This window comes from Amycolatopsis sp. lyj-90, assembly GCF_046549035.1.
Classification (GTDB): Bacteria; Actinomycetota; Actinomycetes; order Mycobacteriales; family Pseudonocardiaceae; genus Amycolatopsis.
The window spans coordinates 27,726-52,140 of record NZ_JAJPWP010000008.1 but is presented as its reverse complement, the minus strand read 5'-3'; the positions used below and the strand labels follow the sequence as shown (position 1 = coordinate 52,140).

The following is a 24,415-nucleotide window of genomic DNA, read 5'->3' as shown; positions in this document are numbered from 1 at the left end:
AGCGGCCGGACACCTCTCGTGTCGCCTATTCCCTTTCCTCGGAGCGCCGGGACAGGGCGGCCAGCGAAAGCACCATGACGACCGGCCAGATCACGACCGCCAACGGGGCTCCCCCGAAGGTGATCGCCATGACCGAAACCGCCGTCGCGATCAGCCCGCCGACGGGCGACACGTAACAAAACCCCAAGGGGCCCAGGAAAAGAGCCCACAACAACGCCGCCTTCACGGACTTGACGGGCGGACGGGGGACCGGATACCGGCCCGGGCCGAGGACCTCGTGGTCGGCCCCCTGGTACCACCCGCCGGAGATCAGCGGCGGGTGCGGAGCGAAGAAGGCCGGTCTTCGCCCGAACGCCTTGGGCGTCCGCGGGTTCTCCTCGGCAGGCTCGTGGCGATGATCCTTCGGCCGTCCCATGACACTTTCGGCACTGCGCATGACATCCTCCCCCGTCGCCGGCCCGAGGCCTGGTGAAGTCACCTCTTGCCTGGCACAATTACCGGTTGCGGTTCGAAACTTCCGGGTCGTTCTGCCCACAGACCATGCTGGCGAGTCGGGGGAGTGTGCGATGCGTCAAATGGAACACAACGCCGATCCGGTTTCCGCGAATCCGGCAGCGCCGGGATGACAGGTTCCGCTGCGGCCGAGTACGGGATCTGGAGACGGCTGACCTCCGCCGAGCAGTCCGCCCTCCGCGGCGCGGGGCATGTGAAGGTATGGCAGCCCGGCCAGATCCTCGCCCTCCAGGGCAGTCCGCCCACGAGCATGTTCGTCGTCCTGCGCGGCTGGGTGAAGATCAGCGCCACCAACTATCGCGGCGAAGACGCCCCGCTCGCCGCTCGCGGGCCCGCGGAAATCGTGGGCGAACTGGCGCCGATCAGCGGACTCCCCCGTTCCGCCACCATGTCGGCGATCGACGAGGTGCACACCCTGGTCGTGTCGCGGGAGAAACTCCTCGGCGTGCTGCGCGACCGGCCTCGCATCGCCGAGGAGATCTTCCGTACCGCGGCGATCCGGCTGCAACAATCCGATCGGCTGCGTCTCGAGTCCGGCGGGCCGGATTTCCCCCAGCGCCTCGCCGCGGTCCTCCTGGAACTGGCCCTGCAGCACGCCCTCGACTGGTCGGACGGGAAACAGGTCGATCTCCGCTTCAACCAAGGGGAACTGGCGGGGTTCGCCCGCGTCTCCCGCAGCACCCTGATCCGGGGCCTCGAAGAACTCCGGAAGCTGGGCGTGGTGCGCACCGCGCGCCAGCGCGTCACCATCACCCGGCCTCGCGCACTCCGAGAATTGGCCGCCGGACGGCCACCACCGACGGAAGATGCCTGATCGAACCCGAAATCTCGGCTATCCTTGTCAAGGTTCAACTCTCGCAACCGTTTCACGGGGTGGAGGGAATCGGCACGATGAGTTCTTTCTCGGCAAGCACGGAACCGGACATCGAATCGGCGTTGATCGATCTCGACGCGGTCTCATTCACCGCGTTACGAGAGCTGGACAGTGAGGCCTTCCGTCATTCGGCGCACCAAGTCGTCGAACGCACCACACATGTCCGCGCACGCTATAGAAGCGGATCCGCGGGGACCGGTGAGCGCATCGACTGATGTCGCCACCGGCCGAAGCTCGCCCCGCGTTCCATCGCTTGTCGTGGCGTGACTTCGACGCACTCGCGCGCCTTGACGGCGACGAGGACATGGCCCGCCGTCTGCGACGGGCCGAGCGCAGTCGTCGCAAACTACTGATCCACGTGCTGCTGACCGAGGCGACGAAAACCCCCGATCATTCAGGCCCGTTGCCATCGCTGGATTTCGCGTGGGAACTCCTCGCACGTGCCGAAGCACGGGCACCCCGGGCGGTGAACCGGATGCTCACCAATCCGTACACCGGGAGCTGGGCGGGCTACACGACTCGGCTGCTGCGCAACGGAATCGACGGCGTGGGTCCTTTGTGGATGCATTTGGGCCACGCGCACGCGATCGCGGCGGCCGCGGCGATCCGGGCGGAGCTGGACTTCGAGACCACCATCCCGGTCTGGCACGGAAACGCCATGCTGCCTTCGCTCGGGATGGCCAGATTCTCCGGTACTGAACCGTTCTCTTCGGCCATCGTGCGAGGCGCGAACGGCCGGTACTCCGTTTCGAGCGCCGGAACCACGGTCCGCTTGCCGAGCGCGCACGACTCCGACGCCCACGGCTGGTGGGGAATCCGGCGGGTGCGGAGCCAGGTCGGCGCACACCGCTTCTCGCTGTGGCTGGACGACCTCGATCCCTATCGCGGACTTTACGAGCCTGTCCCACCCGAAAGGCTGCCGGGCAAGGATCTGGCGGACTGGCAGCGGCTGATCGACGAGGCCTGCCGCCTGATCGCCGCCCATCTGCCCGGCCTGGCCCGCATCATGCCGGTGGGCTTGGCCTCGCTGGTACCGAAACCCCAGGTGCTCTTCCGGAATCCGAGCGCGTCGACCGGGGAGGCGTTCGGCAGTGCGGTGGTGGGCCTGCCCTCCGACGGAGCGTCTCTCGCCGAGACCTTGATCCACGAGTTCCAGCACATCGTGCTGGGCGGTCTGTTGCACCTCGTCGAATTGTACGAGCCGGATCCGCGGGAGCGGATCTACGTGGCTTGGCGGGATGACCCCCGGCCACTGAGCGGGGCCCTGCAAGGGGTCTACGCTTTCTTCGGGGTGACGGCCTTTTGGCGCGCACTGCACCAGGCCGGGCAGAGTCCCAGGCGCTCCGGCTTCGAATTCGCGTTCTGGCGCCGTCAGACGTGGCGAACCCTGCAAGTCCTGCGGGTGGACTCGACCTTGACCACCGCCGGGCGCCGCTTCCTCGACGATATCGCGGAACGTCTCGGCCCCTGGCGGGACGAACCCGTCCCGGCGGAGGCGAACACACTGGCCATGGCTGCCTGCCGGGATCACCTCGCGGGCTGGCGCGCCCGTCATCTTCGCCCGGATCCGTCGATGGTCAGCGGACTGGCGGCCGCCTGGCTGGGCGGACGGCCGCGCCCGCCGGCCACCCTCGACACGACCGACCTTCCCCCGACGCCGGTTCCGGACGGCGGCTGGTCCCACGCCCGGACGGACCTGATCCGGCTGACCGTCAGCGATTCACCGCTGACACCGGACGGGCGACCACCGGCGGTCCCCGGCGCCACCACCGCTGATTTCGCTTATGCCGCAGGCGATTTCCTCGAAGCCATCAACGGCTACCGGGAGGAACTCGCCAGGGATCCGGACCGGCCCGCCTCACTGGTCGGACTGGGTCTCGCACTCTCCGCGCGAGGCCCCCATCCTGCCGCCCGGGCGTTGCTGCACTGTCCCGAACTCGTCCGGGCGGTGCATCGACCCTTGCGAGCTGTTCCGCGGCCACCGACCGTGGAACAGCTCGCCTCGTGGATCGGGCAACTCGTACCGGACTGAGTCACATCAGCATCGGGTCGATGTCGCAGTCACCGCGGACGCCGCGGACCGCTGCCTGCGTTCCCGGGTGGGCTTCGCCGAGGATCTGGCGGTACTTCACCAGAATCGGGTCGCGGAACGGCGCTGCCTCCTCGTCCCGGCCGAGAGCGGTCAGATCCAGCCCGAGGTTGTAGGACGCCACGAGAACGGTGGGGTGGTCCTCCCCGAGCACCTGTTTGCCGCGCTCGACCGCGTCCCGTCCCAGTTCGACCGCCCTGTCGAACTCACCCAACGCCGATAGATCACTCGCCAGGTTGATAGTGGCGATGACGGCGTACGGATGATCCGGGCCGATGGTGGCGCGGAAATGCTCGAGAGCGCGCTCGTCGAGGACTCGAGCCGCCGCGGGGTCACCTTGGTGCCGTAACGTCACCGCGAGGTCGGCGTTGGCCGCGAGGGTATGCGGATGATGTTCGCCGAGACCACCGCGGTAGCGCTCGAAGGTTTCCTCGCCGAGCTTCCTCGCCGCCGCCAGGTCACCCGAGTGGCGGAGATCGATTGCATGGGCGAGAGCGCACGCCATGGTGTTGGCGTGGTCATCACCGTAGACCAGCCGGAACTTCCTGAGGTTTTCCGTGGACAGAGCGAGCGCGCCCGGATGGTCGCCATCCTTGCGCCTGGCCACCGAAAGCAGGAACGCGTTGCCTGTCGCGTCCAATTGGTCGTCACCGAAGCGGGCACGGAAGTTCTCCGTGAGCCTTTCCTGCTGGACCCTGGCCTGGCCGTACTCCCCCGCCTCGCGCAGGTCCACGATCAGTGAACTGTTGACGCCGAAAGTACGGACGTGGTCGCGACCGAGGACCTCGATCCGACGGCGCAAGGTCTCCCGGTCCAGTTCCTCCGCCGCACGGTAGGCGCCGCTGAGCCGAAGGCTGATCGCGTGCTGGTACGCGGCGTTGAGCGTCTCCGGGTCGTCTTCCCCGAACATGCGCTTGGCCTTGTGGTAGATCTCTTCGCTGAGTTTGGTCGCCGCCGCGAAGTCGCCCTGGGCCCGGAGGTCGATCGTGATGTTTCGCTGGAGGGCGAAGGTCTCCTCGTTCTCTTCGCCGGACACCTGGAGGCGCAGGGCGAGAGTGCGTTGGTTGAGTTCCGAGGCTTCGGCGTACCGGCCAACCGCCCACAGATAAAGACCCAGTCTTGACGAAACTTCGAGGGTTTGCGGATGGGTGGGGCCGAGGGTGTCGGTGAATCGCTTCCGTGCTTCGAGGCCGAGCCGGGTGGCTTCTTCGTGGTCACCGTATTCGAACAGGTAGCGCATCAGGTTGATGTGGAGCTGACGCGGCCAGCTGTCGTCGCAGTCCAGCACGTTCGCCGCGTAGACGTGCGGCAGCAATTCACGATAACGCGACCAATGCCTGCTGGACTCGGGGTCGTTCGGGTCCAGCGCGGCGAGCAGCTGGTGGGCGCCGTGCTGCATCCTCGCGTGCACCTGACGGGCCATCACCCGGTTGCGCAGGACCAGCTGGACCAGACGGTGCAGCTGGAGGGTGTTGTTGCCGTGGTCGATCTTCGCGAGGCCGTACCGGTTGATGTCGCGGATGGCGCGGGCCAGCTTGATCGGATCGCGCAGCGCCGCGTCGAGCTCGGGGGAAATCGAAACCCGGCTGACTCCGGTGAGCAGATCACGCGAAATCGGTTCAGGCGAAAAGAAGGCACAAATGTGCAGGATCTGGTGCGCCGCCGGGTTGCGGGTCTTCAGCTCCTCGAACGACACGTTCCACGCCGCCGCGACGGAAACCTCGTAGTCGGGCGCCGTGGCGGTGTCGAGGATTTCCTCCACGGACTCGTCGAACAGGCGCAGGTACTCCTGCACCGGCATCCCGGTCACCGCACGCCAGGCCGCCGCCTGCTCGACGGCCAGCGGCAGATCGCCCAGCTTCTCGGCGAGCTCGTCGGCATCGGCCGGCTCGATCTCCGGGCCGCGACGGCCGAGCAGCTCGACACTTTCCTCACGCTTGAACACCGCGAGTTCCAGCGGGCGCGCGATACCGGCCCAATCAGAGTTGCGCGAGGTGATCAGGATTTCACCGGGACCGTTGCGCGGGAAGTACGGCAGCACGGACTCAGGGGTCTCCGCGGCGTCGAAGATCAGCAGCCAGCGGCGGAACGGCCGCCCGGTCCGGAGCGCCTCGATCACCGCGGGGACCGCGACAGTGGCCTCCGACGCGCCGGGAAGGCCGAGCAGGCCCGCCAGTTCGGTGAGGCCCGCGCGGATCTGGGTGGTGTGCGCGGCGTCGATCCACCAGACGAGGTCGTAATCCTGCAGATGCCGATAGATGTACTCGGTGGCCATCTGCGTCTTGCCGATACCGCCGAGACCATGCAGCGCCGACGGGAGCACTGCGGTGGTACCGCTGCTCAACCGCTTGGTGAGCTGGTCGAGCAGCTCGTCACGACCGGTGAAGTTCGGGTTGCGCGGCGGGACGTTCCCGAACACCAAAGGCGGGTCATCGGGTTGGCGTTCCGGGAAGTGCCGGGATGTTTCCGACGCCGCGGGATGGACGATCCTCGTCGTCGGCTCGTTCGCTTCGGGGTCACCGAGATAAGACGAACGTCCCTGGGTCACGGCAGTCGAGGCAGGCGGACGTTCGGCCGTCTCAGGCATCTGGGGGCTCACAGTCTTGGATGTCTTACTCGGTCTCGGTTCAAGGGCGGGCAGGATAGGGCTCTGCCCTTGAACGACGTTCCGCAACCGGTCCGCCCGGGACAAATAAGGCCCGGACAGCGCGCGCATCAGCACACTTTCCAGTTCGACGTCAGACGAGGACTCATGAGTGAGCACCGGATCCGGCGTGTTGTGGGGATCGGCAAGTGCGTCTCGGAGGTGACCGAGCAGCGGAATCCTTCGACCTAGGTGAGTGGCCGCCACTCGAACGACATTGGCCGTTTCCGACCTCCGCGCGCCACTGAGCAACATTTCCCGGACTGCCTCGGGAAATGCGAAAAGACCACCCGTGTCCCAAGTGGTCTTCCCTTCCCTAAGGCCGGGAGCGTACAGGATGCCTGAAAGCAAAAGCTCCAGGAGGTGCTCCAGTCCTGCTTCCGGCACGAACCGTTGTCCCACCAGCTTCGCCACGTCGAGACGGACCGGTACCGCCGCGAGCAACTGAGCCAAGCGTAGCGCCGGCGGCGACGCAACGCTGCGAAATCTATGCACTCTTTCGGCGGGTGACAAAGTTACCGGCCGGTCACCGGAATCGGAGTGAGAAATCCGTTCAGTGGTGAGCACTACCGTTCCTTCGACCCCGGCGGCGTTTTCGCCGGTCATCAGTCCGGCCCACCATCCGAGTGCCCTCGGCCGCAGTTCGAGTACCGGCACCGGCACGGTGTCCCGAGGGATTTCCGACTCGGGCTCGAGCCACGCGTCCGCGAGGTCGCAAGTCCAGCGACCGTTGGGGGCCAACGCGTTCGGGACTCTCAGCCGGGCCTTCTGCGGGCTCATGCCACAGCGTCCCCAGAGCCATTGAGGAAGCAGATGCACGATGCTCACCGGCATCGTCCGGCCCCAGCGCGCCAGTATCGGATAGAGCGCGTCCTTCTTCTGCCACGCGTCCCCGACCCCGTCGGTCACCAGCAGTACCGCGCGCCGTCCCGACGAATCCAGAATTTCGTTCGGGTCCCGCGCCGGCGCTCCCGCCGTGCCACCTCGAAGAACGAGATCTTCCTGATCGTCGTCCTTCGCGGTTTCCAACAGCCGGACCTGAATGGTGCGGAAAGCACCCACTTGACGGAGCAATTCGACAAACGCGGACACCCGTGGCCGCCACAGGGCCATCGACGGACCGTTGTCGAGAACGAGCGTCAGATCCAGCCAGCGCTCATTTCTCGACCGGGTGACAGGCCACCACCGTCCGGTCTCCGCGGCCCGGACGGCGGTCGCCACTTCGTCCAGGACCACATTGTTGTGTCGCAGCGAGGGTGTCTCCCGTTTCAGCCTTCTCAGCACGCGGAAGTACTCCAGTGATTCCAGGAGTACCGCTCCGCCCGGTCCCGAGCCCTCCACCGCCGGTTCGGGCAGTTCACCGGGGACGGCGTCGATCTCGACGACCCGGCCATCACCATCACTCGACGGAGTGGCACCGGGAATCTGGGCCGGCTGCGGCTCGGGAGGCGGAGGGATCTCCCCGCGTTCCGAGGGCGCGTTGCGGATCCGCACCTGATCGGACGCCGGCTTCGGCTCCTCGTCGGGAGTGGCCTCGCCGCTCGCGCGCCGAGGCGTGATGGCGGCGGCCAGCCACACGATGTCCGCGACATCGGTCCAGTCCAGGTCCTTGAACTCGAACCGTTTGACTCCCTGGGGAGTGCCCGGCCTCCGCTGCTCCGTCACCGGGACGGAGCGCGAGTCGGACACACCGCCCGGCCTGCCCATGTCACCGCACCGTCAGTCGTTGCCAGAGAGCGTCCACCAGCCGCGGCCACGCCTCCTGATCCGGCTGGTACGCGCCCGACGTCGCGAGATAGACGGCGTCGAGCAGTCTGTCGGTGGGCAGACCACCTTCCGCCTTGCTCCGTTCGGCGAACTCGCGGATGAGCCTGTCCCGGTGTTCGCCGTTCTCCGCGACCAGATGGCTGGCGACGATCGCCGCGAGCTGGTCGTGATCGGGGTTCTCGATCCGCAACTGCAGGCACCGTCGCAGGAACGCGGGCGGGAACTCCCGCTCTCCGTTGCTGCTCATGATGATGATCGGGAAGGCGTGGCAGGCGATCCGGCCGTCACGGACGACGGCGGTGCGCTGCGGGTCGGCGGTGTGCACGGTGACTTCGGGATGCCGGTTGCGTACCCGGGCCAGTTCCTCGATCGAGAATTCACCGTCTTCGAAGATCGACAGCAGATCATTGGGCAGATCCGCCTCGGATTTGTCCAGCTCGTCGATCAGCAGCACCCGCGGCAACCGGCCGGGCAGGAACGCGGTCCCCAGCGGGCCGAGCCGGACGAAATCACCGATCGGGGGTTCTTCGGCCTCGCCACCGAGCTGGGCCTGACTGGTCGCCGCGGCCTGGACCCGGCCGATCGCGTCGTAGCCGTACAGCCCGGAACTCAGCGCGGTATGACTGGTGATCGCCCAGCGCAGCACCCGGCCGAGGCCGAGTTCCCTGGCGATCCGGTAGGCGAGACTGGACTTCCCGGTCCCCGGATTCCCGGTGACCAGCAACGGCCGCCGCAGATAAAGGGCGGCGTTCACCATGTTCAGCTCGCCCGCGTCGGTGTCCTGCTCGGAAAGCGTGAACGCGGTACCGAGACGGCGCTCCACCTCCCCGTCGTCCGGCGGCGGCACCTCGTTCTCCGGCGGCGGATCCCCGCGATAGGAACGCCACGGCGGCGGCGCGGGCAGCAACTGCGCGAGATCGATGTCGTGGATCGGCCTGCCGGTCCCCCGGTAAATCCACCAATCGGGTGCATCGGGCCGGGACGTCCGCCCGTTCACGGTCGCGTCTTGATCGTTCGCGCTCATCCGCGGCATCCCCTTACTGTCGACTCGGGATCAACGGCTGGTCTAGAACGATTACGCGTTTCGGGTCGTCCCACATTACCACCAGATCGTGAGCCAGAGAATTCTTGAACGGTACGGCCATACCGGAATTCGCCAGTTTGCGGCGATCCGGAAGTTTGATAAAACCGTCGTCCGCGGCCAATACCCAGTCGAGCAACTCGCGCAGGGTCTCCGGCTCGGCGTCCGGATGCCACAGCACCACCGGCAATCCACTGCGGAGGGCGGCCGTCAGTTCGTCCGGTACGGCCCCCGGTTCCGGCTGCAGCGACGGCGGTTTCGTCAAAACCAGCCCGACCCAGTGATCGTCGCTCAGTATCGCGTCGATCGGGTGCCCCTCGAACTCCTCGCAACCGGAATAGTGCAGCCGGTCGGCGGTGGGATCCTTCACCATCGAGTCCCAGCGAACGTTCCATGCGCGATGCCAATGCCTCGCCCGCATCCTCTCCAAAGACCGAATTCCCAGCCGATACCCGTACCGCAACGGCTGGGGCTGGCCCGTCCCATGTTCCTTGGCCCACCGCTGCACCGGCAAATTGATCAACGTCCTCGGCAGCAGGAATTCCACGGACGCGGAGACGCTCTGACCGGACCAGACTCCCTCAGTCTCCAGGATGACGTCATCGACCCTGTACTCGACCTCGTCTATCCCGATTTCCCGCACTCCACCGAGCGCGGGCGGCCACACTTCCGGGTCATCTTGACGCCAGAACGCGAGAGTGCAGCGTGTGGGGTCGGCGGAAATCGGTTCGATCATGATCACCAGGTAAAGATGGGGGCGCTCGGGAATCGGCGGCCTGTTCTGCCGCTGATGCGCGATGGCCGGGCCGATCCGCAGTGCTCGGGCATGGTCGGCGATCCAGTTCCCGAGGACGGCGCCCGGCTCGCCTTCCACGTTTTCCGCGAGCAGGGCCAGAAACGTCACCGCGGGCGGGATCCCGTCCGGGCCGGCGTTGAAATCGGTGAGCAGGTGAAAGGCGTCCCACGCGTCGGTGACGCCGTCCAGCGGCGGCAGCGCCACGGCGGGCCCGAGCGCCCTGGCCACCATGACCGGCAGGCGAGGGACTTCCATCCGGGTCAGCCGTCGATGCAGGGTCGCCAGGTCCTTGCGGGGGATCAACTCCAGAACCGCGTTGTTCAGGTCGGCCAGGAACAGGTCTTCGGTGGCCTCGGCCGCGAAAGACGCCGGTTTCGTGGCGGCCACGGTGAGTTCGCCGTGTAACCGTAAATAAGCCATTCCGGTGAATGTCTTCACCGAAACCGGTATCGGACTGTACAACTCGGGCAACAGGCCAGGGTCCTGCGCGATGACATCGACGAAGAAGCGCTGCGACGAGATGAACGCGATCATCCGGTCGGATTCCGCGAACGCCTCTTTCGCGGGCTGCGCGTCCAAGATCCGGAAGGCGGTGTCGACCGCGTCGCCGACCCACCCGTTCCCGTCGTTCAGCACCTCACCGGAGTTGAGACTGACCCGCAGCCGGATCTGCGCCTGCGGGGTCCGCGTGTGGTTGTGCCGACGGAGGGCGACCGCGATCCGATCCGGCAGGCGGTCGGCGACAAGGCTTTTGGTCGTGCCGGGCGGCAACAGGATCAGCGCGCCGTCGCCGCGGTCCTCGCTCACGCAGGAATCGAAGTCGACGTCGCTTTCGGCGAAAGCGATCCGCAGCACCTCGTACATGCCCCGGCGCACGGCGAGCCGATCGAGGGGGTTCCGTTCCGGGGAGGTGAAGCCCTCGACGTCCACCACGACGATCGTGCGGTCGAGAGCCTGCGTCGGTTGCGCCACTGGCCCCCTCCCAAGGTCCACGGCACCGACCCGTCGGCGCCGAACGCCACATTATCGCGTCAATCGGCCCGGGGTTGAGTGTCAATTGACAAATATGTTCTCCCGTTTCCGTGCCGGTGATTTGCCCACCGAACACGAAGCCCTCCCCGACCGCGCCGGGGAGGGCTTCGCTTTCACCGGGGGTCAGACGCCGGCGACCTGCTGGATCCAGCTGCGGTAGCGCGTGATGTTGGTGTAGGCGGTGTTGTTCGACCGGTCACTGGTCGAGGCGACACCGACCTGGCGGCCGCCGGAGAACATCGGGCCGCCCGAGTCACCGCCGGCGGTGATGCCGTCGACGCGGTTCGCGCACACCGCGACACCGCCGTTGTAGTCACTGCAGTTGACCGAGTTGACCCGGACGGTGGCGACCTTCAGGTACCGGGACTGGCAGTTGATCTCGGAACCGCACTGGCTGGTCGCGCCCCAGCCGTAGACCTGGACGTTCTGGCCGACCGCGACGTTGCTCGTGGTGCCCAGCGGCGCGTAGGTGGCGTTGACCGAGCTGGTCAGCCGGACGATGGCGAGGTCCGCGCCCGAGTGGCGGGTGATGCTCGCCGCGGTGGCCATGGTGCCGCCGCTCTGCTGGTCGAGGCTGCCGATCCGGAAGGTGTAGCTGCCACTGCTGGCGACGCAGTGCTTCGCGGTGAGGATGTACTGCGGCGCGATGATCGTCGCGCTGCAGTTCTGCTGGCCGTTCACGAACAGCCGGGCCGCCCACGGGCCGCTCTGCGCGTACTGGCCGCCGATGATCATCGGCTGCGCGCCGGAGGGCTCGGCGGCGGTCGCGGCGGGGGCAATCGAGCCGAGCAGCGCCACGAAGGCGGTGCCGGCGAGCAGGGCGAGGGAGCGCAGTCGCATGTTCCGACTCATTTCTGCGGCCGGATACCGGCCGCGTCCGTGGGGACCAACGCGCTGATTCTGTGTCGTGCCAAGGGAAGCCGGAAACCGACGAAAGTTCGCGTGGGCTACCTATTTATTACTATGACGGCCGCCGGTGATTTTTGAGTATCCGGCGAAGATCATTAGGTATGCGTTCACTCGTCGAGCAGTCGCCAAGCGGTGAGGGCGAGCCTGGCCCGGGTCAGGCCGGCGGGTTCGTGCAGTGCGATGCCGAGGCTCTTCCCGATCTGCGTGAGCCGTCGCGCGACGCTGCTGTGGTGCAGGTGCAGCGAGTCGGCGGCCTGGCGCACGGAACCGGTGGCGCAGTAGGCGTCCAGCGTCCGCAGGTCCTCCGGATCCGACGACAGGGCGGTGATCGCGACGACGTCGGCGTTGGCCCGGGTGTCCTCCGCCGGGATCCGCGCGAGCAGCGCCAGCGCTCCGAGATCGTCGTGGTGGATCACCGGCTGCCGGGCGGTCGTGAACCGAAGCGCGGTCTTGGCGTCCTGCCACGACCGGTGCGGGCACTCGGTGGCGCCGATCCCGGCCCGCACGCCTTCCGGGATCCGGGCCGGATCCACCGTGGTGGCCAGGATGACGCCCACGTCCGTGAGCGGCGCCGCCTTGACCGGCCGGGCCGGGCAGATCAGGCCGCCGATCTTCTCCAGCGGGATCCCCGAGCGGACGGCGACCACCCTGATCGGCGTCTCGGCAGGGAAACCCAGCAAGCGCAGTGCCCGGTTCCTGGCGGCGTCGTCGCCGGCGGCGCTGATCACGAGTTCCACCAGTGCCGGATCGGCCATCGTGGTGCGCGCCGGTCCGTACCGTTCGACGACCGTCGCCACGGCGATCGCGAGCCGGTCCAGCACGGCTTCGTCGAGGGCGCCGGGCTCCCCGTCGCGCTCCAGCCACGCCGAGCCGATCTCTTCCTCGTCGAGGGTGATCGCCGTCGTGGTGGACGCGGACGCGAGCGGGGTGGCGGGTTCGCGGCCGTCGGGCGCCATGCGGATCGTGCGCCCCGTGCCGTGGAGCCGGATGCCCGCCGCGCATTCCGCGAGCCCCGCCGTGGCGCGGGCAAGCGCGGGGAGGTCGACCCGCCGCCGCATCAGCGTGTCGTAGAACATCACGACCCGGATCACGCCTTCGACGTCGGGATCCAGATGCGACAGCCGCGCGGCGAGTGCCTCCATGTTCGCGAGCGTACGCGGCGATCGTCGCGTGCCGGAGCGCTTACGCGCGACGCTTGGCGGGCGACCCCCGGACCGGGCGACCGGCAGGATCGTCGTCATGGATCCCGAACTGGAAGCCTTCATCGCCCTGTTCCCCGTGTCGACCCTGGACGACCCGATCGCCGAACGCGAGACTTTCGCCAAGCTGGCCACGTCGGTGCCGCGGCCGGACACCTCCGCGATGACGGTCGAGGACCGGACGGTGCCCGGCGAGCCGGACGTCGCGATCCGCGTCTATCGCCCACACGAGGCGCAAGGCGCCGTGGTCTGGCTGCACGGCGGCGGGTGGGTCATGGGCAATCTGGACACCGAACACCCGTGGGCCGCGCGGCTCGCCGAAGCTTCCGGGGCGGTGGTGATCTCGGTGAACTATCGCCTGGCTCCCGAGAACCCTTTCCCCGCCGCGCTCGACGACGCCTACACCGTCCTCGAGTGGGCGGCGGAGAACGCGGCGGACCTCGGCGTCACCCCGGACCGGATCGCGATCGGCGGGCACAGCGCGGGCGGCGGTCTCGCGGCGGCCACGGCCTTGCGGGCCCGTGACGAACACGGGCCGCGGATCCGGTTCCAGCTGCTCAACCAGCCGGGGCTCGACGACCGGCAGGAGACCTGGTCGGCGCGGACCTTCACCGACACGCCTTGGGTGAACCGCGCCAGGGTCACCGCGATGTGGCACTACTACCTCGCGGGACGGCCCGCCCCTTCGTATTACGCCGCCCCCGCGCGGGCCACCGACCTCTCCGGCCTGCCGCCCGCCTACGTGGCCACCGCGGAGCTCTGCCCCAACCGCGACGAGGACATCGACTACGCGGTCCGCCTGCTGCAGGCCGGGGTCTCGGTCGAACTGCACCAATGGCCCGGCACCTTCCACGGGTCGCAGGCGATCCTGTCCGCCGAGGTGTCGCGCCGCCAGATCACCGAACTGGGCGACGCCCTGCGCCGGGCGCTGCAAATCGCTTGACCCGGCCACGGGGCGGCGATGCACTGTGCCGATGAAGATCCGCGCCACCACCGACGAGGACCGCGACGCCTTCCTCGCCACCATGTTCGCCATTTTCGCGGAGTTCCCGGAAAACTGGGGCAAGATCTGGTCCGCGCTCGAACTGGACCGCGGCATACTCGCCGAGACGGAGGACGGGCGGCCCGTCGGCACGGCCGCCGCGTACTCGTTCGAGCTCACCCTCCCCGGTCAGGCCGTCGTCCCGGCCGCCGGGGTGACCGCCGTCGGCGTCCTGCCCACGCACCGGCGCCGGGGTGTGCTCACGGCGATGATGCGGCATCAGCTCGCCGATTTCCGGGCGCGGGGCGAAATCCTCTCCGTCCTGCTGGCCTCGGAGGCCCTGATCTACCGCAGGTTCGGCTACGGACCGGCGACCTACACCCACCGGCTGACGGTGCCGCACCGTCAGGCCGCCTTCGCCGCGGGCGGTACGGTGCCCGGCGCGATCGAGGTGCTGCGTCGTGCCGACTGCGGCGAGATCCTGGAAGAGGTCTACGACCGGTACCGCCGCACCCGCCCCGGCGCGCTGTCGCGACCGCACCGCTTGTGGGCCGCCGGGGCGGGGCAGCCCCCGGTCTCCGCGACACCGCGCTACGTCGCCGTCCACCGTGACGCCGAAGGTGTCCCGGACGGGTACGCCAGCTATTGGCGGAGCGAGCGCGGCACCTTCACGGTCGACGAAACCATCGCCGCCGACGACGAGGTCTCCACGGCCTTGGCCCGGTTCTTGCTCGAACACGACCTGGTCACCCAGGTCGTGTTCAAGCACTGCCCGCCCGATCACCCGCTGCGCTGGCAGCTCGAGGACTTCCGTGCCGGGGAGGTCGGCGACGACACCGACTGGCTCTGGGTGCGATTGCTGGACATCCCCCGCGCGCTCACCGCACGCGGCTGGTTCGCCGACGGCGAGCTCGTCCTCGACGTCGACGACCCGGCGCTCGGCGAACACGGCCGCTACCTGCTGACCGTCCGGGACGGCGAAGCCACCTGCGTCCCGACGGACCGGGAACCCGACCTGTCCCTGGACGCGAGCGATCTCGGTTCGCTCTACCTCGGCGGCACCGCCCCGAGCAAGCTCATCCGTGCCGGGCGCGTCCGGGCGCGCCACGCGGAAGTGGGCGCACTCGCCGACGCGTTGTTCCGCGCCGAACGTTCCCCGCACTGCCTGCACTGGTTCTGACCGGTGACGGCGCCAGACGTGTTTCACAGTAAGGAGAAGGGCGAATGCGTCTTGTTCGCGAGTGGGCCAGGGTGGTCGTGACGTATGCAAAGCGCCTGAATCGGACGCCCGCATCGCGAAAAGCGTCCCTTTAGGACAGTCAGGGCTCCAGGCGGGCCCTTCGCCGTGGGTGAGGGGTGTGTGGAAATAGGGACATCCAACGTCCCAAAATCCACACAGTCGGCGTCGCGGATCCGTCGATGATTGCTGCGTCAGGGCGGGCTCTCATGAGTGGCAATGCGGGTTCCAACCCTCCTTACCACCTAGCTCCCGACCCGGCGGGTGCCGACCGTGAAGAGCAGTGACGCCGCGGTCAGCACCACGCCGAACCACACCACACTGGTGATACCGGCGTTGTCCGCCAGCAGTCCGGCGAACAACGCGCCGAGGGCGATGGAAGTGTTGTACGCCAAGGTGTTGAGCGACATCGCGGCCTCGAACGTGTCGGGCGCGGAATTCCGCGTCATGGTGAGCTGGCTCAATTGCACGACACCGTAGGACAAACCCCAGAGCGCCAGCGCGATCATCACCCCGACCGGTCCGTTGCCGATGGTGAGCAGCAACACCAGCGACACCACGAGCGAGACGGCACCGACCGTGAAGCTCGCGAACACGTTCCTCGCCACGAAATACCCGGCGACGAAGTTCCCCGCCGCTCCCCCGGCGCCGAAGACGATCAGGCACACCGTGATGAAGGTGGGCGACGCCGAGGAAGTGCCTTCCAGGAAGGGACGGATGAAGGTGTAGACGCCGAAATGCCCGAGGACGAACAGCACCACGGTGATCAGGACCGAGCGCAGGCGCACGTTCACCCGCGGCAGGCCGAAGACCTCCCGTACCGAAACCGCGTTCGCCGACGGCAGCGACGGGATCAGGACGACGACGGCGAGGAACACCAGGACACTGAGCCCGCTCCAGATCAGGAACGTGGTCTGCCAGCTGGTGAGGCTTTCCAGGATGGTGCCCAGCGGCATGCCCAGCACCGTGGCGATCGAGATACCGGACATCACCACCGCCGCCGCCCGGTTCGCGTGGCGGTCCGGGACGATCCGCATCGCCATGCCGACGCCGATGGCCCAGAACGCCCCGTTGGCGAAGCCCATGACGAGCCGTGTCGCCAGTACCAGCGGATAACTCGGCGCGAGCGCGGTGATCAGGTTGCCGACGGCCAGGATCGCGAGCAAGGTGGAGAGCAGGACGCGCCGGTTGATCCGCCGCGTCCACGCGACGATGAACGGCACGCCGAGCCCGGCCGAGACGCCGTAGAGCGTGACCATCAGGCCGGCGACGCCCACCGAGATGCCCAGGCTGGAACTCACCGGCGTGAGCAGGCCGACGGGCATCAGTTCGGTGGTGAGGAAGACGAACAGGCTGGCGGTGATCGCGGCGACCCCGGCCCAGCCCTTCAGGGTCGAATGCGCACTTTCGGTTCGGGTGACCATTTTCTCTCTCGATTCACGAGCATGACGAAGAAACCCCTGCGGGACCGGCGATTCCGGCCGCGGGGTGCTTCATCCCCAGGAAGATCGGCGGCACACGGGACGACCCCGCGAACCTCTTAGCGCTAAGCTATTCGATGCTTAGCGCTAAGTCAAACGGTCGCGAGGGTCAGTCCTCCAGGGCGACGTCTCCCAGTGACTGCAACAGGTTTCGCAGCAGGACGGCCAGCTGGTCTCGCTCCTCAGGGCTGACCGCGCTCAGGAGCCGATGCTCCGTGTCGACGTGATCGGGCAGTGCCCGGTCGATGAGTTCGCGACCCTCGGCGGTGAGATCCACCAGGACGCGGCGGCCGTTCGTCTCGTCGGGCGCGCGGACCACGAGGCCGCGTTCCTCGAGGCGGTCGAGCCGCTGGGTGACCGCGCCGGAGGTGATCATCGCCGAGCGCATCAGGTCGGCCGGGGTCAGCGTGCCGCCGCGGCGCAAGGTGGCCAGCACGTCGAACGAGGACCGGTCGAGGTCGTGCCGCGCGAACGTCTTGCGCAGTTCGCCGTCCAGCACCCGGGTCAACCTGGACAGCCGCCCGATCACGGCCATCGGGGAGACGTCCAGGTCGGGACGGGCTTCCGCCCACTGGCTGAGAATGTGGTCAACGTGATCCGGCACGCCCGGAGATTACCCCGGTCTCAGAGCGCGGACGTTCGTTGACACCCCGTAGCGCCACTGCTCTACTCGGACGCATGGAAGGCACTCTCTGTCCGGCCTGAAGCAGTTTCCGCGTTCACTCTGAGAATCACCCGGGAATTCCGGGCGCTCCGCCCTGCCCGGAATTCCCGTTCGCCCTCGCACAGAACGGAATTCATCCATGACCACGACCGAGAACCGGGTCCGGTCCACCACCGAATGGCTGGCCGCCGCGAAGGAGGTCGCCGACCGGCTCGCGGTGGACGCGGCCGAGCGCGACCGCGAAAACGGAACTCCCCATGCGGAAGTCCAGTTGCTCAAGGATTCCGGGCTGGTGACGCTGCTCGGCCCGGTCGAGCACGGCGGTGGCGGCCAGAGCTGGGAGACCGCCTATCGCGTGACCCGCGAGGTCGCGCGTGGCGACGGCTCGATCGGGCAACTGCTCGGTTATCACTATCTTTGGGCCTGGGCCGCACGGCTGGTGGCGACCGACGAACAGGTCACCGCGGTCGAAGAACTGTATACGCGGAACAATTTCGTCTTCGGCGGCGCGGTCAACCCGCGCGATTCCGACCTGAAGATCACCGAGGACGGCGACGAGATCGTCTACAACGGACACAAGTCGTTCTCCACCGGCAGCAAGGTCTCCGATCTGACCGTGCTGGAAGGCGTCCTCGAAGGCACCGACGACCACATCTTCGCCATCGTTCCGTCCGCACAGGACGGTATCGTCTTCCACGACGACTGGGACAACATCGGCCAACGGCTCACGGAGTCGGGCAGCGTGACCATCACCGGCGTGCGGGTCCCGTGGGCGAGCGCGGCGGGCTACGTCGACAAGAAGTTCCACCCGCTGACCTACAACACGCTCAACGTCCCGGCGATCCAGCTGGTGTTCACCAACTTCTACCTCGGCATCGCCCAAGGAGCGCTGGAAACCGCGCTGGCGTACACCCGCGAGCACACCCGCGCGTGGCCGTACGGCGGCGACAACAAGGCGTCTTCCGGTGAGGAGTGGTACATCCTCGACGGTTACGGCGATCTCCAGTCGAAACTCTGGGCCGCCGAGGCACTGGTGGACAAGGCGGGCGCGGCGATCTCGGCCGTACTGCACGCTCCGCGCGAAGACCTCACGCCCGAGGCGCGCGGTGAGGTCGCGGTCCTCATCGCCGCCGCCAAGCAGCGCGTGATCGACACCGGACTCGAAATCGGCACGAAGATCTTCGAGCTGACCGGCGCCCGGGCGAGCGCCACGAAATTCGGCCTCGACCGGTTCTGGCGGAACCTGCGCACGCACTCGCTCCACGACCCGGTGGCCTACAAACGCCGCGAGGTCGGTGCGTACGCGCTGTTGAACGAACTGCCGGAACCCACCTGGTACACCTGATCGACCCGTTCGCGGTGGTCCGGGCACCCGCTGCCCGGGCCACCCCCTTACCGATCGTCCCGCGCGACGGCATAGGTGAGCAGCAGCGCACCCGAGGCGAATCGGCGTTCGTCGACGAGCTCGAGCGTTTTCTTCGAATACTCGCCGTCGAACAGGCGTGTCCCGCCGCCGAGGAGCACCGGGTTCACCACGAGCCGCACTTCGTCGAGCAGCCCGAGCCGGGCGGCGGACGTCGCGGCCCCTCCCCCGGCGAACAGCGCGACGTCGCCCTCGAGATCGGCGAGGGCCGAGGCGTCTTCGAGCAGGTGGGAGTTGTGCCAGGTGGTGGTCCGCAGCGTGCGCGACAGGACGTACTTCGGCAGCTCGTGCATCCGGCGCCGCTGGGTCGCCGAGACCTCGTCGCCCGCGGTCGGCCAATAGGCGGCGAGTTCCTCGTAGGCCTTGCGGCCGAAGACCATGCCGTCGAGCGACTCCAGCAGCTCGTCGATATGCCGCTGGAACTCGTCGTCGGCGAAGTGCCAGTCGATGTCACCCGCGGCGTCGGCGATGTAGCCGTCGAGCGACACGTTGACGTGCAGGAAGAGACGCCCCATGAGAACTCCCGATTTCTTGAACGCTTGAACAAGAAGTCAACGTACACTTCTTGAACGACCTGTCAAGAAGTCGTAGGATGGCGACATGCCACGCACGGGAAGGCCACGGTCCTTCGACGGGGACGAAGTGATCGGAGGAGCGCTCGACGTCTTCTGGCGGCGGGGGTACGCGGCGACGTCACTGCGGGATCTCAAGGAGGAACTCGGCGTCCTGCCGGGAAGCCTGTACGCCGCCTATGGCGACAAGCACACGCTTTTCCTCCGGGCACTGGAGCGTTACGCGGGCGGAGCCGGGGATCAGGCGGCCGCACTCGCCGAAGGTCCCGTTCTCGCCCACCTTCGCGAGCTTCTGCTCAGCGTCTTGGAAGCGGCGCGGGAAAGCCCGGGACGCGGGTGCCTGCTGGGCAACACCGCGGCCGAACTGCTACCTGGCGACGAAGCGGCCGGGAAAGTGGTCCACAGTGGATTCGAGGCCTTGGAAACCGGTATCGCGCAAGGACTCGAAGCCGCTCAGCGATCCGGAGAGGTCCGCGCCGATCTCGACTGCGGGGCGCAGGCACGCCTTCTGCTCGTCGTCATGCAGGGATTGCACGTGGTGGCCAGGGCGGAGGCGGATCCGCGCCGGCTCACCGACGCGATCGACGCCGCCTTGGCGCCCTTGACCGCGAAGTGAGCCCTGGGCACACCGGAACCGGCGTGCCCAGGGACCGGATCACTCTTCGAAGCCCTCGTCGCCGCCGTCGAAGACGTCTTCCATGACCTCGCCGAGGATCATGCCGCCGACCACACCGGCCGCGGCACCGGCGACCACGCCGCCCATGCCCATGCCACGCCTGCCGTGCCCGCCGTGGTGGTCGTAATCGTAATCGTGGTCGTGGCCGTGGTGGCCCTGGTGACCGCCGAACATGGCGTGCCCGCCGCCGGACTCGGCGACCTTGGCCAGCCAGCCGTCGATCGCCGCGGCCCAGTCGGTGCGCAGGGCTTCCTCGTGCGAGACGTGGAAGCGGCCGAAGGTGTCACCGCCGGAGCGGAACATGCCGCCGCGTTTGTCGGCCTCCAGGATCACCACCAGCTCGCTCGGGCTCGCGACGAAGGTCAGCTCCACCTGGCTGACGCGGCCCGCGTAGCGCGACGGCGGGAAGAACTCGATCTCCTGGAAGAACCCGAGTTCCTGCCGGACGCCGTGCAGGCGCCCGGCCTCGACGTCGGCGCTGCGGAAGGAGAAGCCCAGCTCGCCGAACGCCTCCAGCACCCGGTCCTGCGACTCCAGCGGCCCGACCAGCAGCGGGTCGAGGTCGCCCTTGTCCGGCGCGCCGGCGATGACGAGCTCGGTCCGCACGCCGACGACCATGCCCGGCAGCTCACGACCGCCGACCGCGCTGACCGGCGTCTCCCACGGCAGGGCGATCTGGAACGGCACGGTGGTCAGCTGCCCCGCCGTCACCTTCACCTTCCGGCCCGCGCTGACCCGCAGGAACTCCGCGGTCCCGGCGCGCTCGTGGTCGCCGTGCTCGACCTCGACCCTGGTCACCAGCGAAAGCAGGATCTCTTCGATCTGGGCGTCGCTCGAACCGCCCTGGATGCGGACCTGGCCGGTGATCACCTCGCCGGGAACGGCGTGCGGTGAGTCGAGCACGGTGTCGACGGACGGGCCGCCGACCCCGAAGGCGCTGAGCATCCGTTTGAACATCAGGGATTTCCTCCGCTGGTTTACTGGAAACTGGGGTGCCGCGAAAGCGAACACTTCGACTACTACCGAGATCCGCCGCGGCACGCCAGGCAAACCGGGTTAAAAACCTCTAAACGGGCGCGGCGTCACTACTTTCTCAGATCGGCCTGGCGCACGTCGTGCAGGTGGATGACGACGTCGTAAGAGCGTCCGAGCGAGATGGCCGCGGGGTCGACGGGGAACTGCGTGCCGATCGTGCGGGTGGGCCGGGCGGTGTCCAGCCAGGCACGGGCGGCGGGCGGCGCGGTGCGGACGTCGAGGTAGAAGTCGTCGAACCGGACCTGGTCGAGGGCGTTCTCGTTCGAGCCGGACGGCGCGGCGGGCACGGAGAACCGCTTCCAGTCGCCCCCGACCGCCGTGTCCTTGGACAGGAAGGAGCCGCGGTCGAAGCTGAAGCCGATCGGCAGGTAGTCCCGGCCCAGCGTTTCGCGCAGGAAGGCGCCCTGGGTCTTCGGGTACAGCCCCGGGTTGTCGGTGACGTACGAGACGTGGCCGTTGTGCGCCGACAGCAGGATCTTGTGCCCGGTCCGCTTCTGCCACCAGGCGACGTTCTGCGCCATCGCCTTGTCACGCAGGATCTGCGCGGTGGGCAGCGACTTCGGGTCCGTGAGGTCGACGGCGAGGAACCGGGCGGTCTGCGCGACGAACCGGGCGTGCTGCTCGGTCCAGCCGTAGGCGTCCGCGCCCGTCAGGCTCTTGACCAGCTCGAAGGCCTGTTCCGCCTTGGTGGCGAGCCGTTGCCGCTCGTCGAGGGGTTTGCGGAGGTAGACGAAGGCGTCGTCGATCGGGCGCAGTCCCGTGTAGAGCTCGTTGAGCCGGGGCAGCGCCTTCGGGTGATGCTGGCGCACATAGTCGGTGATCTTGGCGAAGAACGCGTCGTTCACCGACGGCGCACCGAGGTCGTCGCCGACGAAGTGCACGGTGCGGCCGGGGTGGGCGCGGTTGTAGTCGCGCATCCACCGGATCAGGCTCACGAACTCTTCGCGGTCCCAAGGGGAACCGGTCAGCGTCCGCTTGGCGATCTCCCGGGCGTCGCCCCTGCCGGTCTGGACGTACTCGTCGATCTCGAGGCCGGCGGACCAGCTCAGCTCCAGCGCGAAGGCCCGGAACCCCTTCTCCTCCACCAGATGACGGAAGACCCGCTCCTTCATGGTGAAGAACTCGTGCGAGCCGTGGGTGGCCTCGCCGAGGCCGACCACCTTCGCGCCGCCGATCATCACGCCCAGCGCCCGCAGATCGGCGGTGTTCCGGCCGGGTTCGGTCGAGCGCAGCGGATGCGCCGCCCGTTCCAGCGACCGCACCGGATCCCGCCAGGACGTGGCCGTCTCCGCCTCACTAGCGAGAGCCGGGCTCGCCAGGGGGGCGAGCACCGCCCCCGTCATCACCACCGCGGCCGCCAGCACTCCGCGTCTGCCCCAGCGCTTCTTCGTGTCTGCCATGTCTTTCGCCCCTTCGCTCGATGTCGTAGGCGATCATCGCCCGCGCATCGGCGGTGGCGCGCTGTAGCAGAGCTCCGACTTCGACCGGGGGAAAACCCCACCCCGCGCAAGGCGGGTGGACCCCGCCGCCGGGGTGTGGGTCCCGGCGGCGGGAATCCACCCGCGTTTATCTCCCTCCGCAGCGGCTGCTCGTCACTCCGCGCGCCACAACGCGGGCGTGGACGGCGGCTCCCAGCCAGGCTGGGCCGTGTGCCCCTGCAAGCACACGTAACCGCGACCGCTGTAGGTGACCCGGGTGCCCGCGGAATAGCCGGTTCCCGGCGCCCAGGTCGTCCCGCCTGGCGGGTTGGAGGTCGAGGTGGTGGGCGGGTTCGAGGTCGTCGTGTTCGACGTGGGCGGCCGGGAGGTCGACGTCGGCGTCTGCGGCACGTTCAGCACGAAGTCGAACGAGGCATGCTTGCCGGGCGGCTGGTCGCGCACTGTCATCAGCAGCCGGGGATCGAAGATCGTGTCGGTGTTGTTGCGCGGCTCGTTGGGGAAGTAGAGCTGCGTGGTCAGGATCGGCCTGCCGGGCGCCTGCACCTTGACGTGGATGTGCCGTGTACGGCCGGGGTACAGACCGGGCACGATCGTGCTCAGCGAGAACGCGCCCTGGTCGTTCGTGAACTGGTGACCGCGGAAGGTGTATCCCACGTTGTCGTAGTTGCCGTTGACGTCGGCCTGCCAGAAGTCCAGCAGGGCCCGCGCGATCGGCAAGCAGCCGAGACCGAAGACGAAGCCCGAGACGGTGAGCCTCGTGCCCGGCGTGCTCCCCGTGACCAGCGAGGTGCGCTGCGGGGAGTTCGGCTTGAAATAGGGGCCTTCGGTCTGCGGGATGGTCGGGTCGTCGCCGTCGTCACAGTACGGGGTCAGCTCGGGTACCTGGCCGCTCGCGACGGTGGTGCGTGCGAGGGCGGGGCCACCGATCAGCGCGACCGGGGCCGCGACACCCGCGATGAGCGCGGCCTTCAGCACAGTCTTTCGGCTGAGCTTGTTCTCTTCGTCCATACCTGCTCCTCGTCGGGGCTTCGGGAATCACCCTCGACGGTATGGAGAAGATCAGCTCGGGACGATGGACTGGGTTGGTCAGTCGTGGTGAATCTCGGGGGCGGCGTCTCCGGTCCGGCGATAATCACCGGGGCTCAACCCCGTTTCCCGCCGGAAGAACCGGCAGAAATAGGCGGGATCCGCGAATCCGACCCGGCTGGCGACCTGACGCACGGTGAGATCCGTGCCGAGCAGGAACCGTTTCGCCTCGCGGGTCCTCGCCTCACGCATCAATTGCGCCGCCGTCCGGCCGGTCGCTGTTTTCACCGCGTCCGTCAGATATCCCGGCGTGACCCCGATCCGTTCCGCGAGCGCGCCCACCGACCAGAGTCCGAGATCGGGCCTGCCGAGCAGCCTGGTGAATTCCGTTCCCACCGCCTGTGACCTGGCGGGCGGGCGCGGATCCGCCAGTCCCGGCAGCCGTCCCGCCCGGACGATCAGCACGTGCATCAGGGCCCGCAGCACCGAATCGGTACCCTGTCCGCCACAACGGAACTCCTCGTCCAGTTCGGCGACCAGCCGTGCCGTCTCCTCGGCCGCGCGTTCGTCGAGCCGCCACGGCTGCTGGCTCAGCCTTCGCAGGGTTTCGCGGTCCGCCGGATGTTCGAGCAGGAAGTCGTCGGTGAACAACACGACGAATCCACTGAGATCGCGGGCATCCCAATGATGTACCTGCCCCGGTGTTATGACCGCGAGTTGTGGCGGCCCCAATTCCCAGCGCGTGAAATCGACGACGTGGTCACCGGTCCCGCCGGTGACGTGGACGATTTCATAGAATGTGTGCCGATGCGGGAAAGCCGCCCGCGACATCGGCCCGATCGTGTCGAAGGTGCCGACCGTGAACGGCAGGGCGTCCGGCGCGCGGACCTCCAGCCGATGCAGTGGCAATTCCCCCGCCTTCGGTTTCAGGCAGGGCGTCCTGGGCAACACCGTCGTTCCGCGCATGGACCGGTCC

The 24,415-nt window shown here is 68.0% G+C and carries 20 protein-coding genes; 7 read left to right on the top strand and 13 right to left on the bottom strand.

The window, feature by feature from the left end:
- Positions 1 to 25: 25 nt before the first annotated feature.
- On the bottom strand, positions 26 to 436 hold the full coding sequence (locus ACLJPX_RS29325; RefSeq protein WP_410603581.1) for a hypothetical protein: 411 nt from the start codon (positions 434 to 436) through the stop codon (positions 26 to 28).
- 186 nt (positions 437 to 622) lie between these two features.
- On the opposite strand from ACLJPX_RS29325, the gene ACLJPX_RS29320 reads away from it, so the two are divergent.
- The 3 genes from ACLJPX_RS29320 (at position 623) to ACLJPX_RS29310 (ending at position 3,419) form a co-directional block, all read left to right on the top strand.
- Entirely contained in the window at positions 623 to 1,327 is a 705-nt protein-coding gene (locus ACLJPX_RS29320) for a Crp/Fnr family transcriptional regulator (protein ID WP_410603579.1), read from the top strand.
- A 77-nt stretch (positions 1,328 to 1,404) separates the two neighbouring features.
- On the top strand, positions 1,405 to 1,602 hold the full coding sequence (locus ACLJPX_RS29315) for a hypothetical protein (RefSeq protein ID WP_410603577.1): 198 nt from the start codon (positions 1,405 to 1,407) through the stop codon (positions 1,600 to 1,602).
- Positions 1,602 to 3,419: an aKG-HExxH-type peptide beta-hydroxylase gene (locus ACLJPX_RS29310; protein WP_410603575.1), complete on the top strand. Its 1,818-nt coding sequence runs from the start codon at positions 1,602 to 1,604 to the stop codon at positions 3,417 to 3,419. Before ACLJPX_RS29315 ends, ACLJPX_RS29310 begins: the two co-directional genes overlap by 1 nt.
- A gap of 1 nt (position 3,420) precedes the next feature.
- On the opposite strand, the gene fxsT is transcribed toward ACLJPX_RS29310, so the two are convergent.
- The 5 genes from fxsT to ACLJPX_RS29285 form a co-directional block, all read right to left on the bottom strand.
- Positions 3,421 to 7,827 carry an FxSxx-COOH system tetratricopeptide repeat protein gene (gene fxsT, locus ACLJPX_RS29305; RefSeq protein WP_410603573.1) on the bottom strand — a complete coding sequence of 1,469 codons (4,407 nt, stop codon included), beginning with the start codon at positions 7,825 to 7,827 and terminating at the stop codon, positions 3,421 to 3,423.
- Between the two features lies 1 nt (position 7,828).
- On the bottom strand, positions 7,829 to 8,911 hold the full coding sequence (locus ACLJPX_RS29300; RefSeq protein WP_101613794.1) for an AAA family ATPase: 1,083 nt from the start codon (positions 8,909 to 8,911) through the stop codon (positions 7,829 to 7,831).
- A 13-nt stretch (positions 8,912 to 8,924) separates the two neighbouring features.
- On the bottom strand, positions 8,925 to 10,736 hold the full coding sequence (locus ACLJPX_RS29295; protein WP_410603571.1) for a hypothetical protein: 1,812 nt from the start codon (positions 10,734 to 10,736) through the stop codon (positions 8,925 to 8,927).
- A 183-nt stretch (positions 10,737 to 10,919) separates the two neighbouring features.
- On the bottom strand, positions 10,920 to 11,636 hold the full coding sequence (locus ACLJPX_RS29290; RefSeq protein WP_410603569.1) for a S1 family peptidase: 717 nt from the start codon (positions 11,634 to 11,636) through the stop codon (positions 10,920 to 10,922).
- Between the two features lie 176 nt (positions 11,637 to 11,812).
- Entirely contained in the window at positions 11,813 to 12,847 is a 1,035-nt protein-coding gene (locus ACLJPX_RS29285) for a PucR family transcriptional regulator (RefSeq protein ID WP_410603567.1), read from the bottom strand.
- Between the two features lie 97 nt (positions 12,848 to 12,944).
- Between ACLJPX_RS29285 and ACLJPX_RS29280 the strand changes: the two genes are divergently transcribed.
- Together ACLJPX_RS29280 and ACLJPX_RS29275 are read left to right on the top strand one after the other, a co-directional pair.
- Complete coding sequence (locus ACLJPX_RS29280; protein ID WP_410603565.1) at positions 12,945 to 13,847, top strand: alpha/beta hydrolase; 903 nt, start codon at positions 12,945 to 12,947, stop codon at positions 13,845 to 13,847.
- A 31-nt stretch (positions 13,848 to 13,878) separates the two neighbouring features.
- Positions 13,879 to 15,066, top strand: coding sequence for a GNAT family N-acetyltransferase (locus tag ACLJPX_RS29275; RefSeq protein WP_410603563.1), 1,188 nt, complete (start codon positions 13,879 to 13,881; stop codon positions 15,064 to 15,066).
- A gap of 302 nt (positions 15,067 to 15,368) precedes the next feature.
- Here ACLJPX_RS29275 and ACLJPX_RS29270 read toward each other — a convergent pair whose 3' ends face one another.
- Complete coding sequence (locus ACLJPX_RS29270) at positions 15,369 to 16,547, bottom strand: MFS transporter (protein ID WP_410603561.1); 1,179 nt, start codon at positions 16,545 to 16,547, stop codon at positions 15,369 to 15,371.
- Between the two features lie 166 nt (positions 16,548 to 16,713).
- Complete coding sequence (locus tag ACLJPX_RS29265) at positions 16,714 to 17,208, bottom strand: MarR family winged helix-turn-helix transcriptional regulator (RefSeq protein ID WP_101612793.1); 495 nt, start codon at positions 17,206 to 17,208, stop codon at positions 16,714 to 16,716.
- A gap of 199 nt (positions 17,209 to 17,407) precedes the next feature.
- Between ACLJPX_RS29265 and ACLJPX_RS29260 the strand changes: the two genes are divergently transcribed.
- On the top strand, positions 17,408 to 18,613 hold the full coding sequence (locus tag ACLJPX_RS29260; protein ID WP_410603559.1) for an acyl-CoA dehydrogenase family protein: 1,206 nt from the start codon (positions 17,408 to 17,410) through the stop codon (positions 18,611 to 18,613).
- Between the two features lie 47 nt (positions 18,614 to 18,660).
- Here ACLJPX_RS29260 and ACLJPX_RS29255 read toward each other — a convergent pair whose 3' ends face one another.
- Positions 18,661 to 19,206, bottom strand: a complete 546-nt coding sequence (locus ACLJPX_RS29255) for a dihydrofolate reductase family protein (RefSeq protein ID WP_410603557.1) — start codon at positions 19,204 to 19,206, stop codon at positions 18,661 to 18,663.
- Positions 19,207 to 19,291: 85 nt separating this feature from the next.
- On the opposite strand from ACLJPX_RS29255, the gene ACLJPX_RS29250 reads away from it, so the two are divergent.
- On the top strand, positions 19,292 to 19,879 hold the full coding sequence (locus ACLJPX_RS29250) for a TetR/AcrR family transcriptional regulator (RefSeq protein WP_410603555.1): 588 nt from the start codon (positions 19,292 to 19,294) through the stop codon (positions 19,877 to 19,879).
- A gap of 39 nt (positions 19,880 to 19,918) precedes the next feature.
- Here ACLJPX_RS29250 and ACLJPX_RS29245 read toward each other — a convergent pair whose 3' ends face one another.
- From ACLJPX_RS29245 to ACLJPX_RS29230, 4 genes are all read right to left on the bottom strand, one after another.
- Positions 19,919 to 20,896: a sporulation protein gene (locus ACLJPX_RS29245; protein WP_410603553.1), complete on the bottom strand. Its 978-nt coding sequence runs from the start codon at positions 20,894 to 20,896 to the stop codon at positions 19,919 to 19,921.
- Positions 20,897 to 21,024: 128 nt separating this feature from the next.
- Entirely contained in the window at positions 21,025 to 22,374 is a 1,350-nt protein-coding gene (locus tag ACLJPX_RS29240; RefSeq protein WP_410603551.1) for an erythromycin esterase family protein, read from the bottom strand.
- 192 nt (positions 22,375 to 22,566) lie between these two features.
- Positions 22,567 to 23,421 carry a carbohydrate-binding protein gene (locus tag ACLJPX_RS29235; RefSeq protein ID WP_410603549.1) on the bottom strand — a complete coding sequence of 285 codons (855 nt, stop codon included), beginning with the start codon at positions 23,419 to 23,421 and terminating at the stop codon, positions 22,567 to 22,569.
- A 78-nt stretch (positions 23,422 to 23,499) separates the two neighbouring features.
- Positions 23,500 to 24,405, bottom strand: coding sequence for an AraC family transcriptional regulator (locus ACLJPX_RS29230; RefSeq protein WP_410603547.1), 906 nt, complete (start codon positions 24,403 to 24,405; stop codon positions 23,500 to 23,502).
- Between the last annotated feature and the right edge of the window lie 10 nt (positions 24,406 to 24,415).

What these genes read in the sequence shown, in the direction of transcription:
- ACLJPX_RS29315 (WP_410603577.1), top strand. Translation starts at nt 1,405, where the DNA reads ATGAGTTCTTTCTCGGCAAGCACGGAACCGGACATCGAATCGGCGTTG.
- ACLJPX_RS29275 (WP_410603563.1), top strand. Translation starts at nt 13,879, where the DNA reads ATGAAGATCCGCGCCACCACCGACGAGGACCGCGACGCCTTCCTCGCC.
- ACLJPX_RS29250 (WP_410603555.1), top strand. Translation starts at nt 19,292, where the DNA reads ATGCCACGCACGGGAAGGCCACGGTCCTTCGACGGGGACGAAGTGATC.
- ACLJPX_RS29310 (WP_410603575.1), top strand. Translation starts at nt 1,602, where the DNA reads ATGTCGCCACCGGCCGAAGCTCGCCCCGCGTTCCATCGCTTGTCGTGG.
- ACLJPX_RS29300 (WP_101613794.1), bottom strand. Translation starts at nt 8,911, where the DNA reads ATGAGCGCGAACGATCAAGACGCGACCGTGAACGGGCGGACGTCCCGG.
- ACLJPX_RS29270 (WP_410603561.1), bottom strand. Translation starts at nt 16,547, where the DNA reads ATGGTCACCCGAACCGAAAGTGCGCATTCGACCCTGAAGGGCTGGGCC.
- ACLJPX_RS29260 (WP_410603559.1), top strand. Translation starts at nt 17,408, where the DNA reads ATGACCACGACCGAGAACCGGGTCCGGTCCACCACCGAATGGCTGGCC.
- ACLJPX_RS29255 (WP_410603557.1), bottom strand. Translation starts at nt 19,206, where the DNA reads ATGGGGCGTCTCTTCCTGCACGTCAACGTGTCGCTCGACGGCTACATC.
- ACLJPX_RS29280 (WP_410603565.1), top strand. Translation starts at nt 12,945, where the DNA reads ATGGATCCCGAACTGGAAGCCTTCATCGCCCTGTTCCCCGTGTCGACC.
- ACLJPX_RS29320 (WP_410603579.1), top strand. Translation starts at nt 623, where the DNA reads ATGACAGGTTCCGCTGCGGCCGAGTACGGGATCTGGAGACGGCTGACC.
- ACLJPX_RS29235 (WP_410603549.1), bottom strand. Translation starts at nt 23,421, where the DNA reads ATGGACGAAGAGAACAAGCTCAGCCGAAAGACTGTGCTGAAGGCCGCG.
- ACLJPX_RS29325 (WP_410603581.1), bottom strand. Translation starts at nt 436, where the DNA reads ATGCGCAGTGCCGAAAGTGTCATGGGACGGCCGAAGGATCATCGCCAC.
- ACLJPX_RS29285 (WP_410603567.1), bottom strand. Translation starts at nt 12,847, where the DNA reads ATGGAGGCACTCGCCGCGCGGCTGTCGCATCTGGATCCCGACGTCGAA.
- fxsT (WP_410603573.1), bottom strand. Translation starts at nt 7,827, where the DNA reads ATGGGCAGGCCGGGCGGTGTGTCCGACTCGCGCTCCGTCCCGGTGACG.
- ACLJPX_RS29240 (WP_410603551.1), bottom strand. Translation starts at nt 22,374, where the DNA reads ATGGCAGACACGAAGAAGCGCTGGGGCAGACGCGGAGTGCTGGCGGCC.
- ACLJPX_RS29245 (WP_410603553.1), bottom strand. Translation starts at nt 20,896, where the DNA reads ATGTTCAAACGGATGCTCAGCGCCTTCGGGGTCGGCGGCCCGTCCGTC.
- ACLJPX_RS29230 (WP_410603547.1), bottom strand. Translation starts at nt 24,405, where the DNA reads ATGCGCGGAACGACGGTGTTGCCCAGGACGCCCTGCCTGAAACCGAAG.
- ACLJPX_RS29290 (WP_410603569.1), bottom strand. Translation starts at nt 11,636, where the DNA reads ATGCGACTGCGCTCCCTCGCCCTGCTCGCCGGCACCGCCTTCGTGGCG.